Raw genomic sequence first — 16,870 nt, forward strand, 5'->3', positions numbered from 1 at the left:
AATTAAAATAAAGAATTTATGATTAAAGAAGAAATTGTAGTACCCAAAGGCATTAGCTATGTTAATTAGATTGAGGATTTTTAGCTTCCAAATGGAATTTTAAATAAAGGAATAACCAACTGTGGAGCTACGACATTAGCACTTGAAGATAAGCATAAAACCATTATATGCAGTCCACGTAATAACTTGATTGTAAATAAACATGAACAATATGGTGAAACCATGCTTGTTATTGGAGGATGCAAGAATTCAGATATAAGAAAATATATTGAAAGTAAAGATGTTCCAAAGATTTTAGTGTCTTATGATTCTTTCCCTAAAGTTGTTGAATGTATAGATGATAAATCAGAATGGCGAATTGTTGTGGACGAATTTCAGTATCTTTTGGCAGACAGCAGTTTTAAATCTGAAACGGAGCTTCATTTCATGGAATGTCTAAAGCAATTTAATTATGTAACCTATCTTTCAGCCACTCCTATATTGGATAAATATATAAGCCAGATAGATTTCTTTAAGGATATTCCTTACTATTATATGACTTGGCAGGAAGTGGAGAAAGTAAAAGTGATAAGGCAACGGACATCACGTCCTATTGATGCGGCTGTGGAAATTGTCAATTCTTACAGGCAGGGTATATATCCTTATATAGAAATGGAAGGTGTCAAGATGTACTCCAAAGAGTGTGTGATATTCCTGAACAGTGTAACCAATATATTGGATATTATAAAGAAAACAGGACTTTCCCCAGATGATGTAAATATCATAGTAGGAAATTCAGCAGAGAATGATGCACAGATAAGTAAACTTGGTGACGGTTTCATAAGAGGTAGGATTCCTTTAAAAGAGGAAAAAAATAAAATGTTTACTTTTTGTACTTCTACCGCTTTTGCTGGGTGTGATTTCTATTCAGACTGTGCCACTTCATTTGTTATAAGTGACGGTAAACGTGTAAACACCACTATTGACATATCCACTGATTTGGTACAGATTGCAGGCAGACAAAGACTTAAAGAGAATCCTTTCAGAAAGCATCTTGTTTTTATATATAATAAATCCAGTATTGAGAAGTCCAAAGAGGAATTTGAATATGAGCTTCAAAAGAAAGTGAATCTTACCAACGCTGAAATAGAAAGCAATAATCTTATAAATGATGCAGCTTTGAGGGAAAAACGTATAAAGGACGTTTGCCGTATTCAAAAGATGTTGAAATATGATGAATCATTTATAATGTATGATAAGCAAAACGACAAATTCACATTTAACTATATGGCATTGTTAAGTGAGAGGTACTCTTATGATTTGTAGAAGTACAACTATGAAAATGGTATAGTTATCAGAAATCAGTTGGAACAAAACGGATTTGACGTTTCTGCTCGTCAATATTATGTGGAATATGAAAAACAACTGGAACATTTTATCAAAAAGGAAACCTTTGCAGAACGGATGGAATCTTATTGCATGAATAAAGACAGTGGCAATCCGTTTGAAGCTATTACTGTTTTTTTAGAGAAAAAATATCCAGAGCTTAAATTATTCTATGATGAATTGGGTGGTGAACGCATAAAGGCTTTAGGGTATAAAGAATGTAATTTGAAGAACGAGATAGCTTTAAAAAATATGAATGCCAGATTACGGAACGAATTTATCCTATAGCTTTCCCATCGTACTTTAAATGCAGACACAATAAGGGCTGTCATGAACGGTATATATGCCAAATTCGGTTTAAAGAAAAAAGGTAAGGTTTCAGATTTGCAGGAATTGTACGGTTTGAAAGTCACAAGACACAGACCCACCGTTACGGATGGGAAGCGTGAATATGTCTATCAAATTGAATAAGTAAAGACAGAGGGCAATATGAAATGGACTGCCCTCTACTATCCATTAGGGCTACTTCTTGCTTAATCAATAGGGAAATCCGTTTTGTTTAAAGCACTTTCTAATAATCTGTTATGCAGCTTTGCTTTTATTCATTTCTTCTATAAATAGTACCAATTCTGCAATCAAACAACCCTCTTTTTCGTGGCATTCACTTAATTTGTACGTGGTGATTGTAGATGCAGGAATTCGTTCTAAGGCTGTAATTACTGTATCAAAGTCATATTTGTTAATGACAGCATTAATTGAATTAATAGCATATCGTTTACCTGTTTCTTTCTTACCAAAAACCACTTCTGTAGTTTCAATTAAGTCCTCTGCCTGCTTCTTGGTACGTTTAATCGCAGGTATATCTTTAACCTCCATTCCTAAAACAAGCTGCATTGTTTGCGATTGTTTCAACTTGATACCGTAAAACAGCATGGCTGTATTCATTGGTATTTCATATTTTTTAGCGAAATTGTAAATGTAGTTGTAGGTTGGATTCTTTGAAGCAATAGCTGCAAAACCTAATAATTCCACATTGTTGGGTTTACGACTGTATAGCGTTGTGTTACCTATAGCTTGTCCGTATTCCTGTAGGGATTTATATTGATGTATCTCAACATGCTGTAAAACTTCATCCACTTCATATCTCCAAAAGGAATCACTTGTATCACATGGAACACTAACATTTGGGGTATATGGGGGAATGATATTGCCGTTCCCATCTTTTAGTTCTATTCCCTCATCCCAAAATATTTTAGCATCTGCTAAATGAAAAATTACGTCCAGCATTTTCCCTTTGTCAAGTTGAGAAATCAAATCAGCCTTGTCTTTAGGTCTTTCCATGTTATAGATGGAATATCCTAAAATTATGTTCTCTACTTTGCCATCAATATTGGCTTTTACCGTTTTAAATGTCAATTCTTCTGACATAGATTCATTTTCAATTAATGGTTTAACTTCAGTTTCATTCTCAATAATCTTATTAATATTCTCCATAATTGTTTACGCTTCACCTATATAGCGTTAGGTCTTAAATTAATAAATAAGTAATAATCATTCAGCCTATGTACACTTGGCTTTCTGATTATGATGCAAAGGTATATTGAAGCTGAAAGTAACTTAGTGAATAAAAAATGAGCCATTTTCATTTTACGGTAATGAAATATCTGATTATCAATTAGGTATAAAAAAGAAAAACCTCACTCTTTTTTTAAGAATGAGGTTGTAGAAGTTAGAGTAAGTTCTTCATGGCATCGTTTATCTGCTCATTATCAAAGCTATCTAAATAAATCTGTGTTACCCTTTCTGAACTATGTCCCAGTGATTCACTTATTATTGAGGTAGAAACTCCTGCACGTTTGAGGACTGTTGCGTATGAATGCCTTGCAACGTATGTAGTAAGCGGTATAGGTAGTTCTAATTTTTCTCCTATTTCCTTTAAATACTTGTTTACCTTTGCCAATACTTTATGTAGCCTGTTCGCAATCTGTATTTCTGTCTGATGGAATGGTGATAGGATAGGAAATATATATGGTGATTCATTGTCTTTATATTTGGCGATTATATCCATAGTTTCTGCTTGTAGAGGTATGCTTATCAGCTTCTTTGTTTTTTCTCTGTTATAGATAAGCTGATTCTCTATTATATTGGAATGTTTCAGTTTGGCTATGTCTATGAAATTTATACCTGCATTCAAATATGAGAATATAAATACGTCGATGGCAAGTCGTTCCATTGTGCTTTTCCCTTGATATTGCATTACTTTCATTATGTCCTGTTTACTCAATGCTCTTTTTGTGGTTTGTCTGTTCAACTTAGAAATTTTATAGGAATGGAACGGATAGCAATCATTTTTAATAGAGTGTTCCATTATAGCCAAATTAAAGACGGCTCGTAAATGTCTGATTCTTGTGCTTATGGTGCTTGTTGAAAGATTCTGTTCTTTCATCCACAACTCATATCGCTTCAACCAAGCGACATCTATATCAGAAAATGGAATATCAAGATGCTTGTTGAATTTTATAAAAGATGAATAAGATACTTCAAACATTCCTGCATATCTGATTCTTTTCTCTGCTTTCAAATTTTGAATGTAAGTAAGGTAGTATTCACCTAATGTTTTATTGGCTGTGCTGTTGGTGGTGGATTCAATAAGAGTTGTAGCCGTAAAGTCCTTACCTGCTATCCGTTTATCTAAGGCTACTTTCTGTATCTCGTTAATTTTCTCGTTTATAAGAAGAATGATTCTGTCACGGTTGGGACATTTGGCTTTAGGCTGGTTTGTTTTGAAGTCCCATTGTTCTGCTTTAATGGATAGTCCAAGACTTTGATACTTCTTTTTTCCGTCCTTGCAGATACGAATCATTAAAGGGTGTTCACCATTACTAAGAGTTTTAGACTTGTAACATACTGCTTTTACTGTTTCTGTCATACGGTTTACTGGTTTAACTCTCGGTTTAACTCTTGGTTAAACTTTAGGGTGGTAAACCAACGTATAAATACGGAAAAAGCGACTATCTTTTTAAGATAATCGCTTGATTTTCTGAGTGATCCGCCTGGGGCTCGAACCCAGGACCCCAACATTAAAAGTGTTGTGCTCTACCTGCTGAGCTAGCGAATCAATCCTTTGTCGCATCGGTTATTTCCCGATTGCGAGTGCAAAGGTAGTAACTTATTTTAAACCTGCAAAACATTTGAGAACTTTTTTTCTCAAAATCCTGTTTTTTCTCTAAAAAAGGGTGATTTCAGGCATTTTTACGCTCCAGTTCCTGCAAATTCTCCATTTTTTTCGTCTCCAGGAACTCATAAATACCACACAAATGTTCTTTCACACGCTGGTTTCCGAACTCATATACTTTTGTCACAAGCCCGTCCAGGAAGTCACGGTCGTGAGATACGACAATCAGCGTACCGTCGAAATCTACCAGCGCCTGCTTCAGAATGTCCTTCGTTTTCATGTCCAGGTGATTGGTCGGCTCGTCCAAAATCAACAGGTTGACCGGTTCCAGCAAAAGCTTTATCATCGCCAGACGGGTACGTTCTCCCCCCGACAACACTTTTACCTTTTTCATGGAAGCCTCCGGACTACCGAACATGAATGCTCCCAGCAGGTCTCTGATTTTATTACGGATTTCACCTTTGGCCACATCGTCAATGGTCTGAAACACCGTCAGATTTTCATCCAGCAAGGATGCCTGGTTCTGTGCAAAGTATCCGATTTGTACGTTATGTCCCAGCGTCAGCGTACCTTCATGGTCTATTTCATTCATGATGCATTTCACCAAAGTAGACTTTCCTTCTCCGTTCTTTCCGACGAATGCCACCTTATCTCCTCTCTCAATGGTCAGATTGGCATTTTTGAAGACTACATGATCGCCGTATGTTTTACCGACTCCTTCCATGATAACCGGATAGTTTCCACTACGCGGAGAGGGAGGAAACTTCAAACGCAAGGCCGAGGTATCTTCTTCGTCCACCTCTATCAGCTCCAGTTTCTCCAACATTTTTACACGGCTCTGTACCTGAAGCGTCTTGCTGTATGTTCCCTTGAAGCGTTCGATAAAGTCCTTGGTTTCCTGAATCATTTTCTGCTGTTCCTCATACTGCTTCATCTGTTGCTCACGGCGTTCCTTCCGCAATACAAGATACTGAGAATAGTTCACCTTATAATCATAGATACGCCCCATCGTCACTTCGATGGTGCGTGTGGTAATATTATCGACAAACTTACGGTCATGACTGATGACTACCACTGCCTTGGCGCTGTTAATCAGAAAATCTTCCAGCCACTGGATAGATTCGATGTCCAGGTGGTTGGTAGGCTCGTCCAGCAAAAGAACGTCCGGATTCTGTAGCAACAGCTTGGCCAGCTCGATACGCATGCGCCATCCTCCGCTGAAATCACTGGTCGGACGGTTAAAGTCTTCCCGCAAGAATCCCAATCCCAGCAAGGCCTTCTCCACATCTTCTTCAAAATGCGTCATGTCGATGGCATAGAACTTCTCGCTCATGGCTGCCACTTTCTCGATTAAAGCCATATAGGAGTCACTCTCATAATCCGTACGAGTAGCCAGTTCGTTATTCATCCGCTCTATCTCTTCTTCCATTTCTTTCAAATGGGCAAAGGCTTGAGAGGCTTCTTCAAACACCGTACGACCATCCTCCGTCATCAGGTGCTGAGGCAGATAAGCAATCACACAGTCCTTCGGAGCTGTCACCTTTCCACGGGTGGGCTGCCGAACGCCTGCCAAAATTTTAAGAAGCGTCGATTTTCCGGCTCCATTTTTACCCATCAGGGCAATACGGTCTTTCTCATTAATCTGAAAGTTCAGGTCACTGAACAAGGTGGTCCCTCCGAATTCTACGGTCAGTCCATCTATACTAATCATATTTGGTACGTTTTAAAATTTTTGATTTTGGAAAATGCAAAATTACAAAATTCTGCTGATTCTTACTCATTCAATGCGCCACAGTGCGAGCAAATGCCTTTCGATCTCATTTTTGCGCCACAAGAACCACAGGCGTATGGATAACCGTGCGATTTCCGGAGCTGACGAATACACCACAAAGTATATCCGATAAAGCCCACATAAGCGAGGTACGCCCATAAATAAGTAAAGAAGATATAAAGAAATATGCAATAGGAAGCCAGTCCCAGCAGATAGAAGAAGGCTACTTCAAAAGAGGTTTGATGAAACAAATCATCCAGCAAAGCGACTCCTAACAGCAAAATGAAGAATACACTGAGCACAAACAGTCCTAACACAAAAGGCAGGTCGAACGGATTCAGGGACGGATCATAATAATACCGTTCCCAGGTTTCCGGCACAAAATGCTGCATGCTGTTATAAAGTGTGGCAGCTGCCACAAGCAACCATGACAACGTAATAGGGAACACACTGTCAATGTCATTCAGCCAAATGAGTTTTATCTGCTTGCGTCGTACGGCACGGTACACAAAGCAAAGAAAGAACACTGCCAATACCAGAAAGAACGGTAAAGTGTGTGAATTGCTGAACAAATGGATGCAGCGTGAAATCGGATCTACAGGGACAATGTGCGTCAAAAGCTGATGTTCCGGAATCCAACCTATGGTTTCCTGGTCGCGTGCCACCTTCACCCACACTGAATCATCCTGCATTTCCGTGCGCAGCGATATTTCTGCTACCACCAGTTCATCTCCTTCCCTTACCGGAATAGAGTCGAGCAACGGAAGCAGACGCAACCAGAGTGTATCTGCTGTCACACGAAAATTGCTGTTCAGTGCATACGGGCGTTCTTTCTGTACCGACACGGCAACCGAGTCTTCTGAACCATTCTTTACAGCCGAAGACAAGGTGGTGCGGTAATGACAGGCCGTCATACACAGCAACAGAAAGAGTATGCCCAGAAAATATTGTAAGTGCTTCATGAAGATGCCCGATTATCCAATGAGACTTTCATCTGACAAACCTTACAGTCAAAGTCAAGACGGAAACGTCGTCCGTCCGTACTTACCAGGTAATACGGCTCACGATAAGGCGACTTCACCTTATGATGCACCGGACACCATCCCATGCTATAACGCAGGCAATGCTTGCAGAACATCAACACCGCATCGCCCTGTGCTTCCTTTTCAAAAGCCGGTTCCACGCGCTTCACTCCATGGTCATGGTAGAAAGCCTGCGCCTTGCCGTTCATCACATTTCCTAAATAAGTCAGTTCGCCTGCCGGAAAAGCATGAACTGTTTTCGGGAAACGAACTCTTTCCTGTGGATAGTTGATGCGACGAGCCTCCAGCAGTTTCTCTACTGCCGTACGACGTAAATCCGCCAGCACTGACGAAGGAATAAACCAGTCGCCCGATAAAGAAATATCCAAGCGTTCCAGTTCAAAAGGCGTATTTCCCAACTTGCCCAACTGATTTCTCAGGTTTTCAGCCTGGGGTGTACGCGCTGGTGCTTTGTCGTACGGCAATGTCACGCTGATGCTATTATCGTCCTCATCGGCCAAAGTCAGTGTAAATCCGAAATTGTTTTCTTCCAATGCCATGGCCACGGCTATCTTCCGCTCTGCCGATTTTTTCTGCATCACCCGCTCAAACTCCTGGTCAAAGTTACGGTAAAGCTTGGTCTTCGGTCGAAGGCGTGGCATTTCCTGCGGATAAAGTTTATTGTTTTCTACGCGATTTACCCGGAATCCATGCAGTTTTCCCGCCTCATCCAGATAACAAAGTCCGTCACCGTTACTAAAAGGTTTGACACCTGCCACGGTAAAATAGTTGCCGCGTACTTCCTTCACCACTCCCATTTCTTCACCTAACGACTTCGGCGTATGAAAGGAGAAAATATCCGGTGTACGTCCGTGCAGGAAATAATCGGTAAAGCCCCTGCTGAAACTCTTGTCCAATTGCGGACGAAAGGCCAGGCGGACCGTACCGGAAGAAGCACGTATATATTCTTTGCGGCGTTTGAATATCGCATCCAATTTCTGGCGATAGTAAGCCGTCACATTCTTTACATAAGCCACATCCTTCAACCGTCCTTCTATTTTCAGTGAAGAAGCACCGGCATCCAGCAAGGCTTCCAGGTTCTCGCTCTGGTTCATATCTTTCAAGGACAATAGATGTTTGCCACGGGCAATCGTTTTCCCGTCGGCATCTACCATATCAAAACTCAGGCGACAGAACTGTGCACACTCTCCCCGGTTGGCACTACGACCAAAGCAAGCCTGGCTGACATAACATTGTCCGCTATAGCTTACGCACAAGGCTCCGTGTACAAACACTTCCAGCGGTGTTTCCGGACAGGTTGCATGAATCTTTGCAATTTCATCCAGCGTCAGTTCACGGGCCAACACCACCTGACGGAAACCTGCCTCAGCCAGGAATTTTACTTTTTGCGGAGTGCGGTTGTCCATCTGCGTACTGGCATGCAAAGGAATCGAAGGAAGATTCAGACGGGTAATCCCCATATCCTGCACAATCAAGGCATCCACCCCAATCCGGTACAAATCCCAAATCATTTTCTCCGTTTCTGCCAGTTCCTCATCTTTCAAAATTGTATTGACAGTCACGTAAATACGCACCCGATATAAATGTGCATAACGCACCAGGGCTTCAATGTCTTCCAGAGAATTTCCGGCAGCTGCACGCGCACCAAAACGAGGTGCACCAATATACACCGCATCGGCACCATGATTAATGGCTTCCATTCCACACTCCAAGTTCTTTGCCGGAGCAAGCAGTTCGATAGGACGTTGTCTGAGCATTATTTTATCTGATTGATGTCGTAAGGAGTTTCCTGATATACATAATAGTTCAACCAATTGGAGAACAAGAGGTTGGCCACACTTCGCCAGCGTACCAGCGGTCCTTTCTCCGGATTGTCCCCACGATAATAGTTTTGAGGCATTTCAATAGGAAGTCCTTTATCCAGGTCACGGCGATACTCCGTGTCCAAAGTATAAGGAGAATATTCGGAATGTCCGGTCACGAAAAACTCACGTCCGCCGCGAGCCATCACAATGTGTACACCTGAGTTGGCCGATTCCGAAATCACCTGCAAGCCTTCACATTTCTCGATGTCTTCCCGACGAACTTCCGTATGACGGCTGTGCGGTACATAAAACACATCATCAAACCCACGGAAAATAGGTAAATGCTGGAATCCGTCGCAGATATGATGTTCAAAAATTCCGAACATTTTCTTTTCCAGCGGATATTTCGGAATGCCATAATGATAATACAATCCCGCCTGTGCCGCCCAGCAGATATAAAAAGTAGAAGTCACATGCGTACGGGTCCATTCGAAAATCTCCGTGATTTCATCCCAATAATTTACATCCTCAAAATCGAGATGTTCTACCGGTGCACCCGTAATAATCATTCCGTCGAACTTCTCATTCTTCATCAGTTCAAAGTCACGGTAGAAAGCTTTCATGTGTTCCACCGGCGTATTTTTTGACATATGACTTTTCAGCTTCATCAGGCTCACCTCTATCTGAAGAGGAGAGTTCGAAAGCAAACGAATCAAATCGGTTTCTGTAGTAATCTTGATGGGCATCAGGTTCAGCACCACAATTTTCAGCGGACGAATATCCTGTGAGCTGGCACGAGAATTATCGATAACGAAAATATTCTCCTCCTTCAGCAAATCAATTGCGGGCAGTTTATCGGGTAAATTTAATGGCATAGCGCTGTGTTTCTGTTTTAATTTTTATCGACCGACAAAGTTAATAATTCAGAACGGATTAAGAGAAACAGGGACCTGTCTTTTTTACATCTTATCATTATTTAGCTTCTCTCTTCTCCTCCTGCCACTTTTCGGAGAAAATCCGCAAAAGCCAATGCCGATTTCTTACGGTAATCTCCCTGTGCCCAGAACAAAAAACCTTGTGAAGTCAGCTTGTCGGCACACAATATCGGAATTTGTACAAGGTTCTCTTCTCCACGTACAGCCGCCTGCGTCAATATAGTTCCCCAATATCCTTCACGCAAGGTATGAATGATGGTATGCACGTCATTCATCTCCACGCCTACCGTCAGCTCCAACTGATGCTTCCGGCACAGGTCATCTACTCTTTTTCGGGTGGCAAATCCTTTTCCCGGCAGAATCAGGGGAGTTTCAGAAAGCCGCTTCAAGGTGATGGACGACAATTCGGCCAACGGATGGGAACAATGCACAATAAAGCAGAGCATGGAAGAGAACAAAGGCATGGTTTCCAGATGCTCTGACACGCCTTCCGGTTTAAAGGACAACACAAAATCCAACTGATTTGCCTCTAATCTGTCTAACAACTCTTCGGAAGTGCCAAAACTGACATTGACCTTTATTTTGGGATAAGTCTTGGAAAATAATCCCAACGCTGCAATCAATAACGGACTCATGCTGTAAGTCACTCCTACATGAAGCACTCCCGTTTCAATACCTTTCAGGTCGCGAATAATCTGTTTCCCGTTTTCTGCATCGCGTATTGCCCTGACAGCATAAGGCAGAAAAGCCAACCCGGCCTCCGTAGGTACAACCCGCTTGCCAATGCGGTCGAACAGCAGCACATCCAACTCATCTTCCAGCTGTTTGATTTGCTGTGAAAGGGTACTTTGAGAGATGTGCAACACACGCGCAGCCTCTGAAAAGTTCTGTAGTTCGCAGGCCTCCTTAAAGTATTTCAATTGACGCAGTTCCATGTCCTTATCGTTTTTATCTATGGATATTATCAAAAAAAATGAGTTTTGCAAATATAAATAAATATTCTCAGCCCGCTTATCTTTGTTAAAAAAGAAACGCTATATGAAAAAAATCATCAGTTTAATGTGTGCCTGGCTGGCAATAACTGTCTCGGCACAAACTGCAAAAACAATGAACAAAAATTGCCCAAGAACCATGTTGTTGCCAATAAGATGAAAGCCACTGTCTTATATTACAGCCACAAAGGAAAGACTGCCTTTTTCGCACGAGAGATAGCCATGTATCTCTGGTCAAAAGGGTTGAACGTCAGCCTGAGTGCCATTTCTGATTTTAACACCCAAAAGCTGAGCGAGACGGACTTCCTTATCTCCGGATGCTGGACGTGCGACTGGTTCGTCGTCGGACAGCACCCTCACAAGAAATGGAGTGCATGCAGCCTGCAGATGGCAGGACGCATATCTCCACATCGCACCCTTCTTTTTACCACGTATAAATTCAGGACAGGCAGTATGTACCGGAAAATGAAGAGCACTGCATCAGGTAACCATCACCATGAGCGACCGAGGTATTCCGGCCTCTTACCGCCACATGCACGGCTACGGAAGCCATACATTCTCACTTATCAACGCAGAAGGAAAACGCACTTGGGTGAAATTCCACCTGCATACGCAGCAGGGCATCAAGAACCTGACCGATGCAGAAGCAGAAGCCATCATTGCCAAAGACCGTGAAAGCCACCAGCGCGATTTGTATGAAAGCATTGAGAAGGGCGACTTCCCCAAATGGACCATGTACATTCAGGTAATGACGGAAGAACAGGCCAAGAACTGTCCGTTCAATCCGTTCGACCTGACCAAAGTATGGTCGCAGAAAGAATATCCGTTGATTGAAGTGGGCGTGATGGAACTGAACCGCAATCCGGAAAACTACTTTGCAGATGTAGAGCAGGCAGCGTTCAATCCGGCCAATGTGGTGCCGGGTATCAGTTTCTCGCCCGACCGTATGCTGCAAGGACGTCTGTTCTCTTACGGAGATACACAGCGCTACCGACTGGGAGTGAACCATCACCAGATTCCGGTCAACCGCAGCCGTTGTCCTTTCCTGAACATGTATCATCGGGACGGACAGATGCGCGTGGACGGGAACCATGGGTCTACGTTAGGATATGAGCCCAACAGCTACGGAGAATGGCAGCACCAGACGGAATACAAGGAGCCGCCGTTGGAACTCGATGGAGCCGCTTACCAATGGGACTACCGGGAAGATGATTCAGATTACTACTCTCAGCCGGGCGATCTGTTCCGACTGATGACTCCCGCCCAGCAGCAGGTGCTCTTCGAAAATACGGCAAGAGCCATGGGAGATATCCCGGAAGAAATCAAGCTTCGCCATATACGAAACTGTATGAAAGCGGATGAAAATTATAGAAAGGGAGTGGCAAAATCCCTGAATATTCCATTAGAAAAGATCTGAATGACAAACTGACTTGACTAAAAAATCGTCCCCGGTAATTTATCGCTAATTACCGGGGACGGATTTTTTTAGAACCTATCAAAGACGGTTTTTATAAATATCCGCCATCAGTTTCTGATACTGGTTTTCAAGGGTAATATAACTTTGCAGGTTGCCGTACACGTTATCGGCCTCTACATAGAAGTCAATAATCGAAAGTTGTCCGGCAGTCACGGCATCATAAAGCAAGCGGAGGGTATGATGCATCAAAGGCACATCGTAGGCCTGCATTGCTTCCTGAAGCTGCTGCATTTCATTAAACTGTCCCTGTATTCTTGCTTCCACCTGCAAGCGGGTATTGTCCAGTTGCAGATTGGCACTCAAGGCCTGTGCCTTGGCAATCTTCAGTTTCTTCCGGTTAGAGAATATCGGGAAACTTCCTCCGACCAGAAAACCGTTGCTTTTCTCACCTACCGACGTATTGCGACGGTAACCGACCTCCAGCTTGGGCAGCCAGTTCTGCTTGTTCACGCTTACCTGTTCCGCAGCCGCACGGGAAGCCGCATCTGCCGCCTGAAGGTCTGCATCCTGCATCATTACTTCGTTGTACAATGTATGATAGTCACGAATGGCTTCCACTGCCGGATAACGGTCTTCTGCAAACTCCAACGGAAGGTTGCCGTTCATCGCCAGCAGTTGCTGAAGTGCCGTACGATGTGCCGCATGGTTCTGTGCCACTTCCGTCTGCACCTTCATGCGTTCCATCTTGATTTTATTCACCTCCAAGGCATTCGCATCGCCTTCTTTCAAACGCTTTTCAAACAACTGCAACAGGGCATCGGCATTTTTCTGCCGCTCCATGAGCAAAGCCTGTTCCTGATTCAGGCGAATCAAGTCGAGACACAGATTCTTGGTCTGCAGCAGAATATCGCGGCGAAGCGCCTGCTGCTGACGGTCGAGCACATCTTTCTGCAGTTTTCCGGAACGATTACGTGCCGCATACAAGGTCGGGAAATCAAAACCCTGTGTCACTACCAGCTCCGAACTGGCCATTCCGTCAACTCCTTTGGCAAAGAACGGGCTGTACTCCACACTGGGATCTTCCAGGTTATTCTGCGTCTGCACTTCCATCTTGGCAGCTTCCGTAGAATGAAAGACTGCCTGCAGTTCCTTGTTATTCTGCTCTACGGACTGCAACACTTCTTCTATTTTCTGTGCCTGCACGCTGCTGGCAAATGCCAGTCCTACAAGCCACATCCATCCTATTTTTTTCATTCTTCTGTTCTTTTAAGGTTTTTCTTCCGATTCATTAACTCGTACACAATGGGAATGACAAACGCATTCAGGAAAGTGGAAGTCAGCAGACCTCCCAGAATGACCTTCGCCATCGGACTCTGAATTTCATTTCCCGGCAAATCGCCGCGCAAGGCCAGCGGAATCAATGCAAAAGCAGAGGACAGAGCCGTCATCAGAATCGGATTCAGACGGTCGAGCGAACCGCGCACCACACTTTCACGCACTCCCAACTGCTGTTCTTCACGCAACAAATTGTAGTGTGTAACAAGCAGCATTCCGTTACGGGTAGCGATTCCGAACAACGAGATGAAACCGATAATGGCGGGAATGCTGACTTCACCCGTGGTCAGGAAGAGGGCAAAGACTCCTCCAATCAGGGCCAAAGGCAGATTCAACAGGATAACGCCACTCTCTGCCGCATCGTGGAACTGCATGTACAGCAACAGGAAAATCACTGCAATGCTCATCAGGGAAGTCAGTAACAAGGTACGACTGGCAGCCTGTTCACTTTCAAACTGTCCGCCATATTCTATATGATACCCTTCTGGCAAGCTGATTTTTTCTTCCACCCGCTGCTGGATGTCGTTCACCACACTGCGCAGGTCACGCCCGCTGGTATTGGCCGAGATTACGATTTTTCGTTTTACGTTCTCACGGTTGATGGTATTGGGGCCCATGGAGGAAGTCACATCTGCTACGTAAGAAAGAGGTATCTTCCGGCCTTGTGCATCATCAATCATCAACTCCTTGACACGTTCCATCGTACCACGGTCGGATTCTGCGGCACGTACCACCAGGTTAAAGGTCTTTCCCTGTTCATATACCTGTGACACGACCTCACCGGCCATATTAACCGTGACAAACTCACTGAACTGCGGCAACGAGATACCGTACTTGGCCAGCATTTCACGCTTCGGCACAATCTTCAGTTCCGGACGCTCAATCTGCTGCTCCACATTCAGGTCGGCAATTCCTTCTACATCGCTCACCGCTTCCTTTATCTGGTTACCGATGGCAAACATCCGGTTCAGGTCATCGCCGAACAGCTTGATGGCAATGCTGGCCTGTGTACCGCTCAACATGGCATCAATACGATGGCTGATAGGCTGCCCGATTTCAATGTTGGCCCCCGTTATGACCGACAATTTGTGACGTACTTCGTCCAATAATTCAGCATGCGAGCGGTCTTTCAGCTCAAAAGGTGCTTCTATTTCGGATACATTCACTCCCAGCGCATGTTCATCCAGCTCTGCGCGTCCTGTCTTACGGGCCACAGTCTGAATTTCAGGAATCGAAAGCAGCAGTTCTTCTGCCTGACGGCCTATCTTGTCGGATTCTTCCAGTGAAATACCCGGCAATGAACTGACATTGATGGTAAAGGAACCTTCATTAAAAGAAGGAAGGAAGCTGTGTCCCAAGGTAAAGAAAATTCCCAACGCCACGATAAAGAAAGCTATCGTTCCTCCCAGCACCGTCTTCTTATGTTCCAGCGCCCAGAGCAAGGCACGCTCATAATATTTCTTCAACCATACGGCAAGGAATGCTTCCTTGGGCAATCCCTCTCCCTTGGACGTATTTTTACCCAACAGGTAGCTGCAAAGTACCGGAGTCAGGGTCAAAGCTACTATCGTAGAAGCAAACAAAGAAACGATAAAGGAAATGCCCAGCGGAACCAGCATACGTCCTTCCATTCCGCTCAGGAAGAAAAGAGGAATAAAGCTGACAATGATAATCAACGTAGAGTTCAGAATAGGCATACGTACCTCGCGTGAAGCCTGAAAGACAACTTCACGTACCGGCTTCCGTTCTGCTAACGGCAACTGACGGTTTTCACGCAGATGCTTCCATACATTTTCCACGTCCACAATGGCATCGTCCACCAGCGAACCAATGGCAATGGCCATACCACCCAGACTCATGGTATTGATACTGAGTCCCAGGTAATGCAAGGTCAGGATGGCTACCACAAGCGACAGGGGAAGGGTAATCAGTGAAATAATCGTAGTACGTGTGTTGGCCAGGAACAGGAACAGCACAATCACTACGAAAATGGCCCCTTCGTAAAGTGAGTCTTGCACGTTGCTGATAGAGCTCTCAATAAAACGTGACTGACGGAAAATGTCGGTAGAGATATGTACATCCTTCGGCAAGTTCTTTTGCAAATCGGCCAAAGCGGCTTCCAGTTTTTCGGTCAGCTCAATGGTTCCGGTATTCGGTTGCTTGGTCACCGTAATGAGTACCGCCGGCTTTCCTTTTTCGGAAGCCAGTCCCAACTTGGGTTGCTGTGACCCGATACGTACATCGGCCACGTCCTCCAGGGTAATGGGTGCTCCGTCCGGAGTAGTCTTGATAACAGCACGTCCCAACTTACGCACATCGTCGGTAGAGATGACTCCACGCACGATGTATTCATTTCCGTATTCATAAATGACACCTCCGTTAGTATTCTGGTTCATGCCTCGTGACACTTCCATCACTTCGCCCAACGTCACGCCGTAGTGGCGCATACGGTCCGGATGAACCAAAATCTGATATTCCTTGATATCGCCTCCCAGCACAGCTACCTGAGCCACACCTCCGGTAGACAGCAGACGCGGACGGATGGTCCAGTCCGCCATGGTACGCAAATCCTGCATGGAAGTGGAGTCGGAAGTCAATCCCACAATCAATAACTCTCCTAAGATAGACGACTGAGGACCCAATGTCGGTTTACCCACATTGTCGGGCAAGTCCTCGCCTGCCGCCGCTAATTTTTCCGACACAATCTGACGTGCCAGGTAGATGTCGGTATCCCACTCAAATTCCACCCATACGACAGAAAATCCCGTGGTAGAGGAAGAACGTACCCTGCGTACATGAGTCGCTCCGTTTACAGCAGTCTCTATCGGGAAAGTAACCAACTGCTCTACCTCTTCGGCAGCCATCCCGTTGGCTTCGGTCATCACCACTACGGTAGGCGCATTCAAGTCAGGGAACACGTCCACTTCGGTATGGAAAGCAGTATAGGTTCCCCCTATCAGCAACAACACCGAAGCCACCAGAACCAGCAAGCGGTTCTGTAGCGAAAATTGTATAATTTTATTCAGCATAGC

General features: G+C 44.1%; 11 protein-coding genes, 1 tRNA gene and 1 pseudogene. 3 read left to right on the plus strand and 10 right to left on the minus strand.

Features of this window, described 5'->3' with window-relative positions:
* Positions 1 to 186 precede the first annotated feature (186 nt).
* Together WKT20_RS11025 and WKT20_RS11030 are read left to right on the plus strand one after the other, a co-directional pair.
* The gene (locus WKT20_RS11025) at positions 187 to 1,305 is read left to right on the plus strand and encodes a hypothetical protein (protein WP_340417371.1); all 1,119 of its coding nucleotides are present in this window, start codon (positions 187 to 189) and stop codon (positions 1,303 to 1,305) included.
* A 39-nt stretch (positions 1,306 to 1,344) separates the two neighbouring features.
* Positions 1,345 to 1,653, plus strand: a complete 309-nt coding sequence (locus WKT20_RS11030; RefSeq protein ID WP_340417372.1) for a hypothetical protein — start codon at positions 1,345 to 1,347, stop codon at positions 1,651 to 1,653.
* Between the two features lie 294 nt (positions 1,654 to 1,947).
* Here the strand turns inward: WKT20_RS11030 and WKT20_RS11035 are convergent, their stop codons facing one another.
* The 8 genes from WKT20_RS11035 to WKT20_RS11070 form a co-directional block, all read right to left on the minus strand.
* Positions 1,948 to 2,859: a hypothetical protein gene (locus WKT20_RS11035; RefSeq protein WP_340417373.1), complete on the minus strand. Its 912-nt coding sequence runs from the start codon at positions 2,857 to 2,859 to the stop codon at positions 1,948 to 1,950.
* Between the two features lie 235 nt (positions 2,860 to 3,094).
* A complete protein-coding gene (locus tag WKT20_RS11040) occupies positions 3,095 to 4,294 on the minus strand; it encodes a site-specific integrase (protein ID WP_340417374.1) in 1,200 nt (399 codons plus the stop codon).
* Positions 4,295 to 4,410: 116 nt separating this feature from the next.
* A tRNA-Lys gene (locus tag WKT20_RS11045) sits at positions 4,411 to 4,483 on the minus strand.
* Positions 4,484 to 4,607: 124 nt separating this feature from the next.
* Positions 4,608 to 6,251 carry an ABC-F family ATP-binding cassette domain-containing protein gene (locus tag WKT20_RS11050; protein WP_007560820.1) on the minus strand — a complete coding sequence of 548 codons (1,644 nt, stop codon included), beginning with the start codon at positions 6,249 to 6,251 and terminating at the stop codon, positions 4,608 to 4,610.
* A gap of 62 nt (positions 6,252 to 6,313) precedes the next feature.
* Positions 6,314 to 7,273 (minus strand): hypothetical protein, encoded by a 960-nt coding sequence (locus WKT20_RS11055; protein WP_340417375.1) that lies wholly within the window; start codon positions 7,271 to 7,273, stop codon positions 6,314 to 6,316.
* Complete coding sequence (locus WKT20_RS11060) at positions 7,270 to 9,111, minus strand: peptidase U32 family protein (RefSeq protein WP_340417376.1); 1,842 nt, start codon at positions 9,109 to 9,111, stop codon at positions 7,270 to 7,272. Before WKT20_RS11060 ends, WKT20_RS11055 begins: the two co-directional genes overlap by 4 nt.
* Positions 9,111 to 10,034 carry a homoserine O-acetyltransferase MetA gene (gene metA, locus WKT20_RS11065; RefSeq protein ID WP_117702961.1) on the minus strand — a complete coding sequence of 308 codons (924 nt, stop codon included), beginning with the start codon at positions 10,032 to 10,034 and terminating at the stop codon, positions 9,111 to 9,113. The genes WKT20_RS11060 and metA overlap by 1 nt, the downstream gene beginning before the upstream one ends.
* Before the next feature lie 101 nt (positions 10,035 to 10,135).
* Positions 10,136 to 11,029, minus strand: coding sequence for a LysR substrate-binding domain-containing protein (locus WKT20_RS11070; RefSeq protein ID WP_340417377.1), 894 nt, complete (start codon positions 11,027 to 11,029; stop codon positions 10,136 to 10,138).
* 529 nt (positions 11,030 to 11,558) lie between these two features.
* On the opposite strand from WKT20_RS11070, the pseudogene WKT20_RS11075 reads away from it, so the two are divergent.
* Positions 11,559 to 12,503: pseudogene (locus WKT20_RS11075) on the plus strand (catalase); the annotation flags it as partial.
* Positions 12,504 to 12,581: 78 nt separating this feature from the next.
* On the opposite strand, the gene WKT20_RS11080 reads toward WKT20_RS11075, so the two are convergent.
* Entirely contained in the window at positions 12,582 to 13,757 is a 1,176-nt protein-coding gene (locus WKT20_RS11080) for a TolC family protein (protein ID WP_340417378.1), read from the minus strand.
* A complete protein-coding gene (locus tag WKT20_RS11085) occupies positions 13,754 to 16,867 on the minus strand; it encodes an efflux RND transporter permease subunit (RefSeq protein ID WP_304125709.1) in 3,114 nt (1,037 codons plus the stop codon). The genes WKT20_RS11080 and WKT20_RS11085 overlap by 4 nt, the downstream gene beginning before the upstream one ends.
* Positions 16,868 to 16,870: the final 3 nt, after the last annotated feature.

Origin of the sequence: Phocaeicola sp. ICN-14070, assembly GCF_037892625.1 — a bacterium.
Classification (GTDB): Bacteria; Bacteroidota; Bacteroidia; order Bacteroidales; family Bacteroidaceae; genus Phocaeicola; species Phocaeicola plebeius.

What these genes read in the sequence shown, in the direction of transcription:
- WKT20_RS11035 (WP_340417373.1), bottom strand. Translation starts at nt 2,859, where the DNA reads ATGGAGAATATTAATAAGATTATTGAGAATGAAACTGAAGTTAAACCA.
- WKT20_RS11040 (WP_340417374.1), bottom strand. Translation starts at nt 4,294, where the DNA reads ATGACAGAAACAGTAAAAGCAGTATGTTACAAGTCTAAAACTCTTAGT.
- WKT20_RS11050 (WP_007560820.1), bottom strand. Translation starts at nt 6,251, where the DNA reads ATGATTAGTATAGATGGACTGACCGTAGAATTCGGAGGGACCACCTTG.
- WKT20_RS11055 (WP_340417375.1), bottom strand. Translation starts at nt 7,273, where the DNA reads ATGAAGCACTTACAATATTTTCTGGGCATACTCTTTCTGTTGCTGTGT.
- WKT20_RS11060 (WP_340417376.1), bottom strand. Translation starts at nt 9,111, where the DNA reads ATGCTCAGACAACGTCCTATCGAACTGCTTGCTCCGGCAAAGAACTTG.
- metA (WP_117702961.1), bottom strand. Translation starts at nt 10,034, where the DNA reads ATGCCATTAAATTTACCCGATAAACTGCCCGCAATTGATTTGCTGAAG.
- WKT20_RS11070 (WP_340417377.1), bottom strand. Translation starts at nt 11,029, where the DNA reads ATGGAACTGCGTCAATTGAAATACTTTAAGGAGGCCTGCGAACTACAG.
- WKT20_RS11080 (WP_340417378.1), bottom strand. Translation starts at nt 13,757, where the DNA reads ATGAAAAAAATAGGATGGATGTGGCTTGTAGGACTGGCATTTGCCAGC.
- WKT20_RS11085 (WP_304125709.1), bottom strand. Translation starts at nt 16,867, where the DNA reads ATGCTGAATAAAATTATACAATTTTCGCTACAGAACCGCTTGCTGGTT.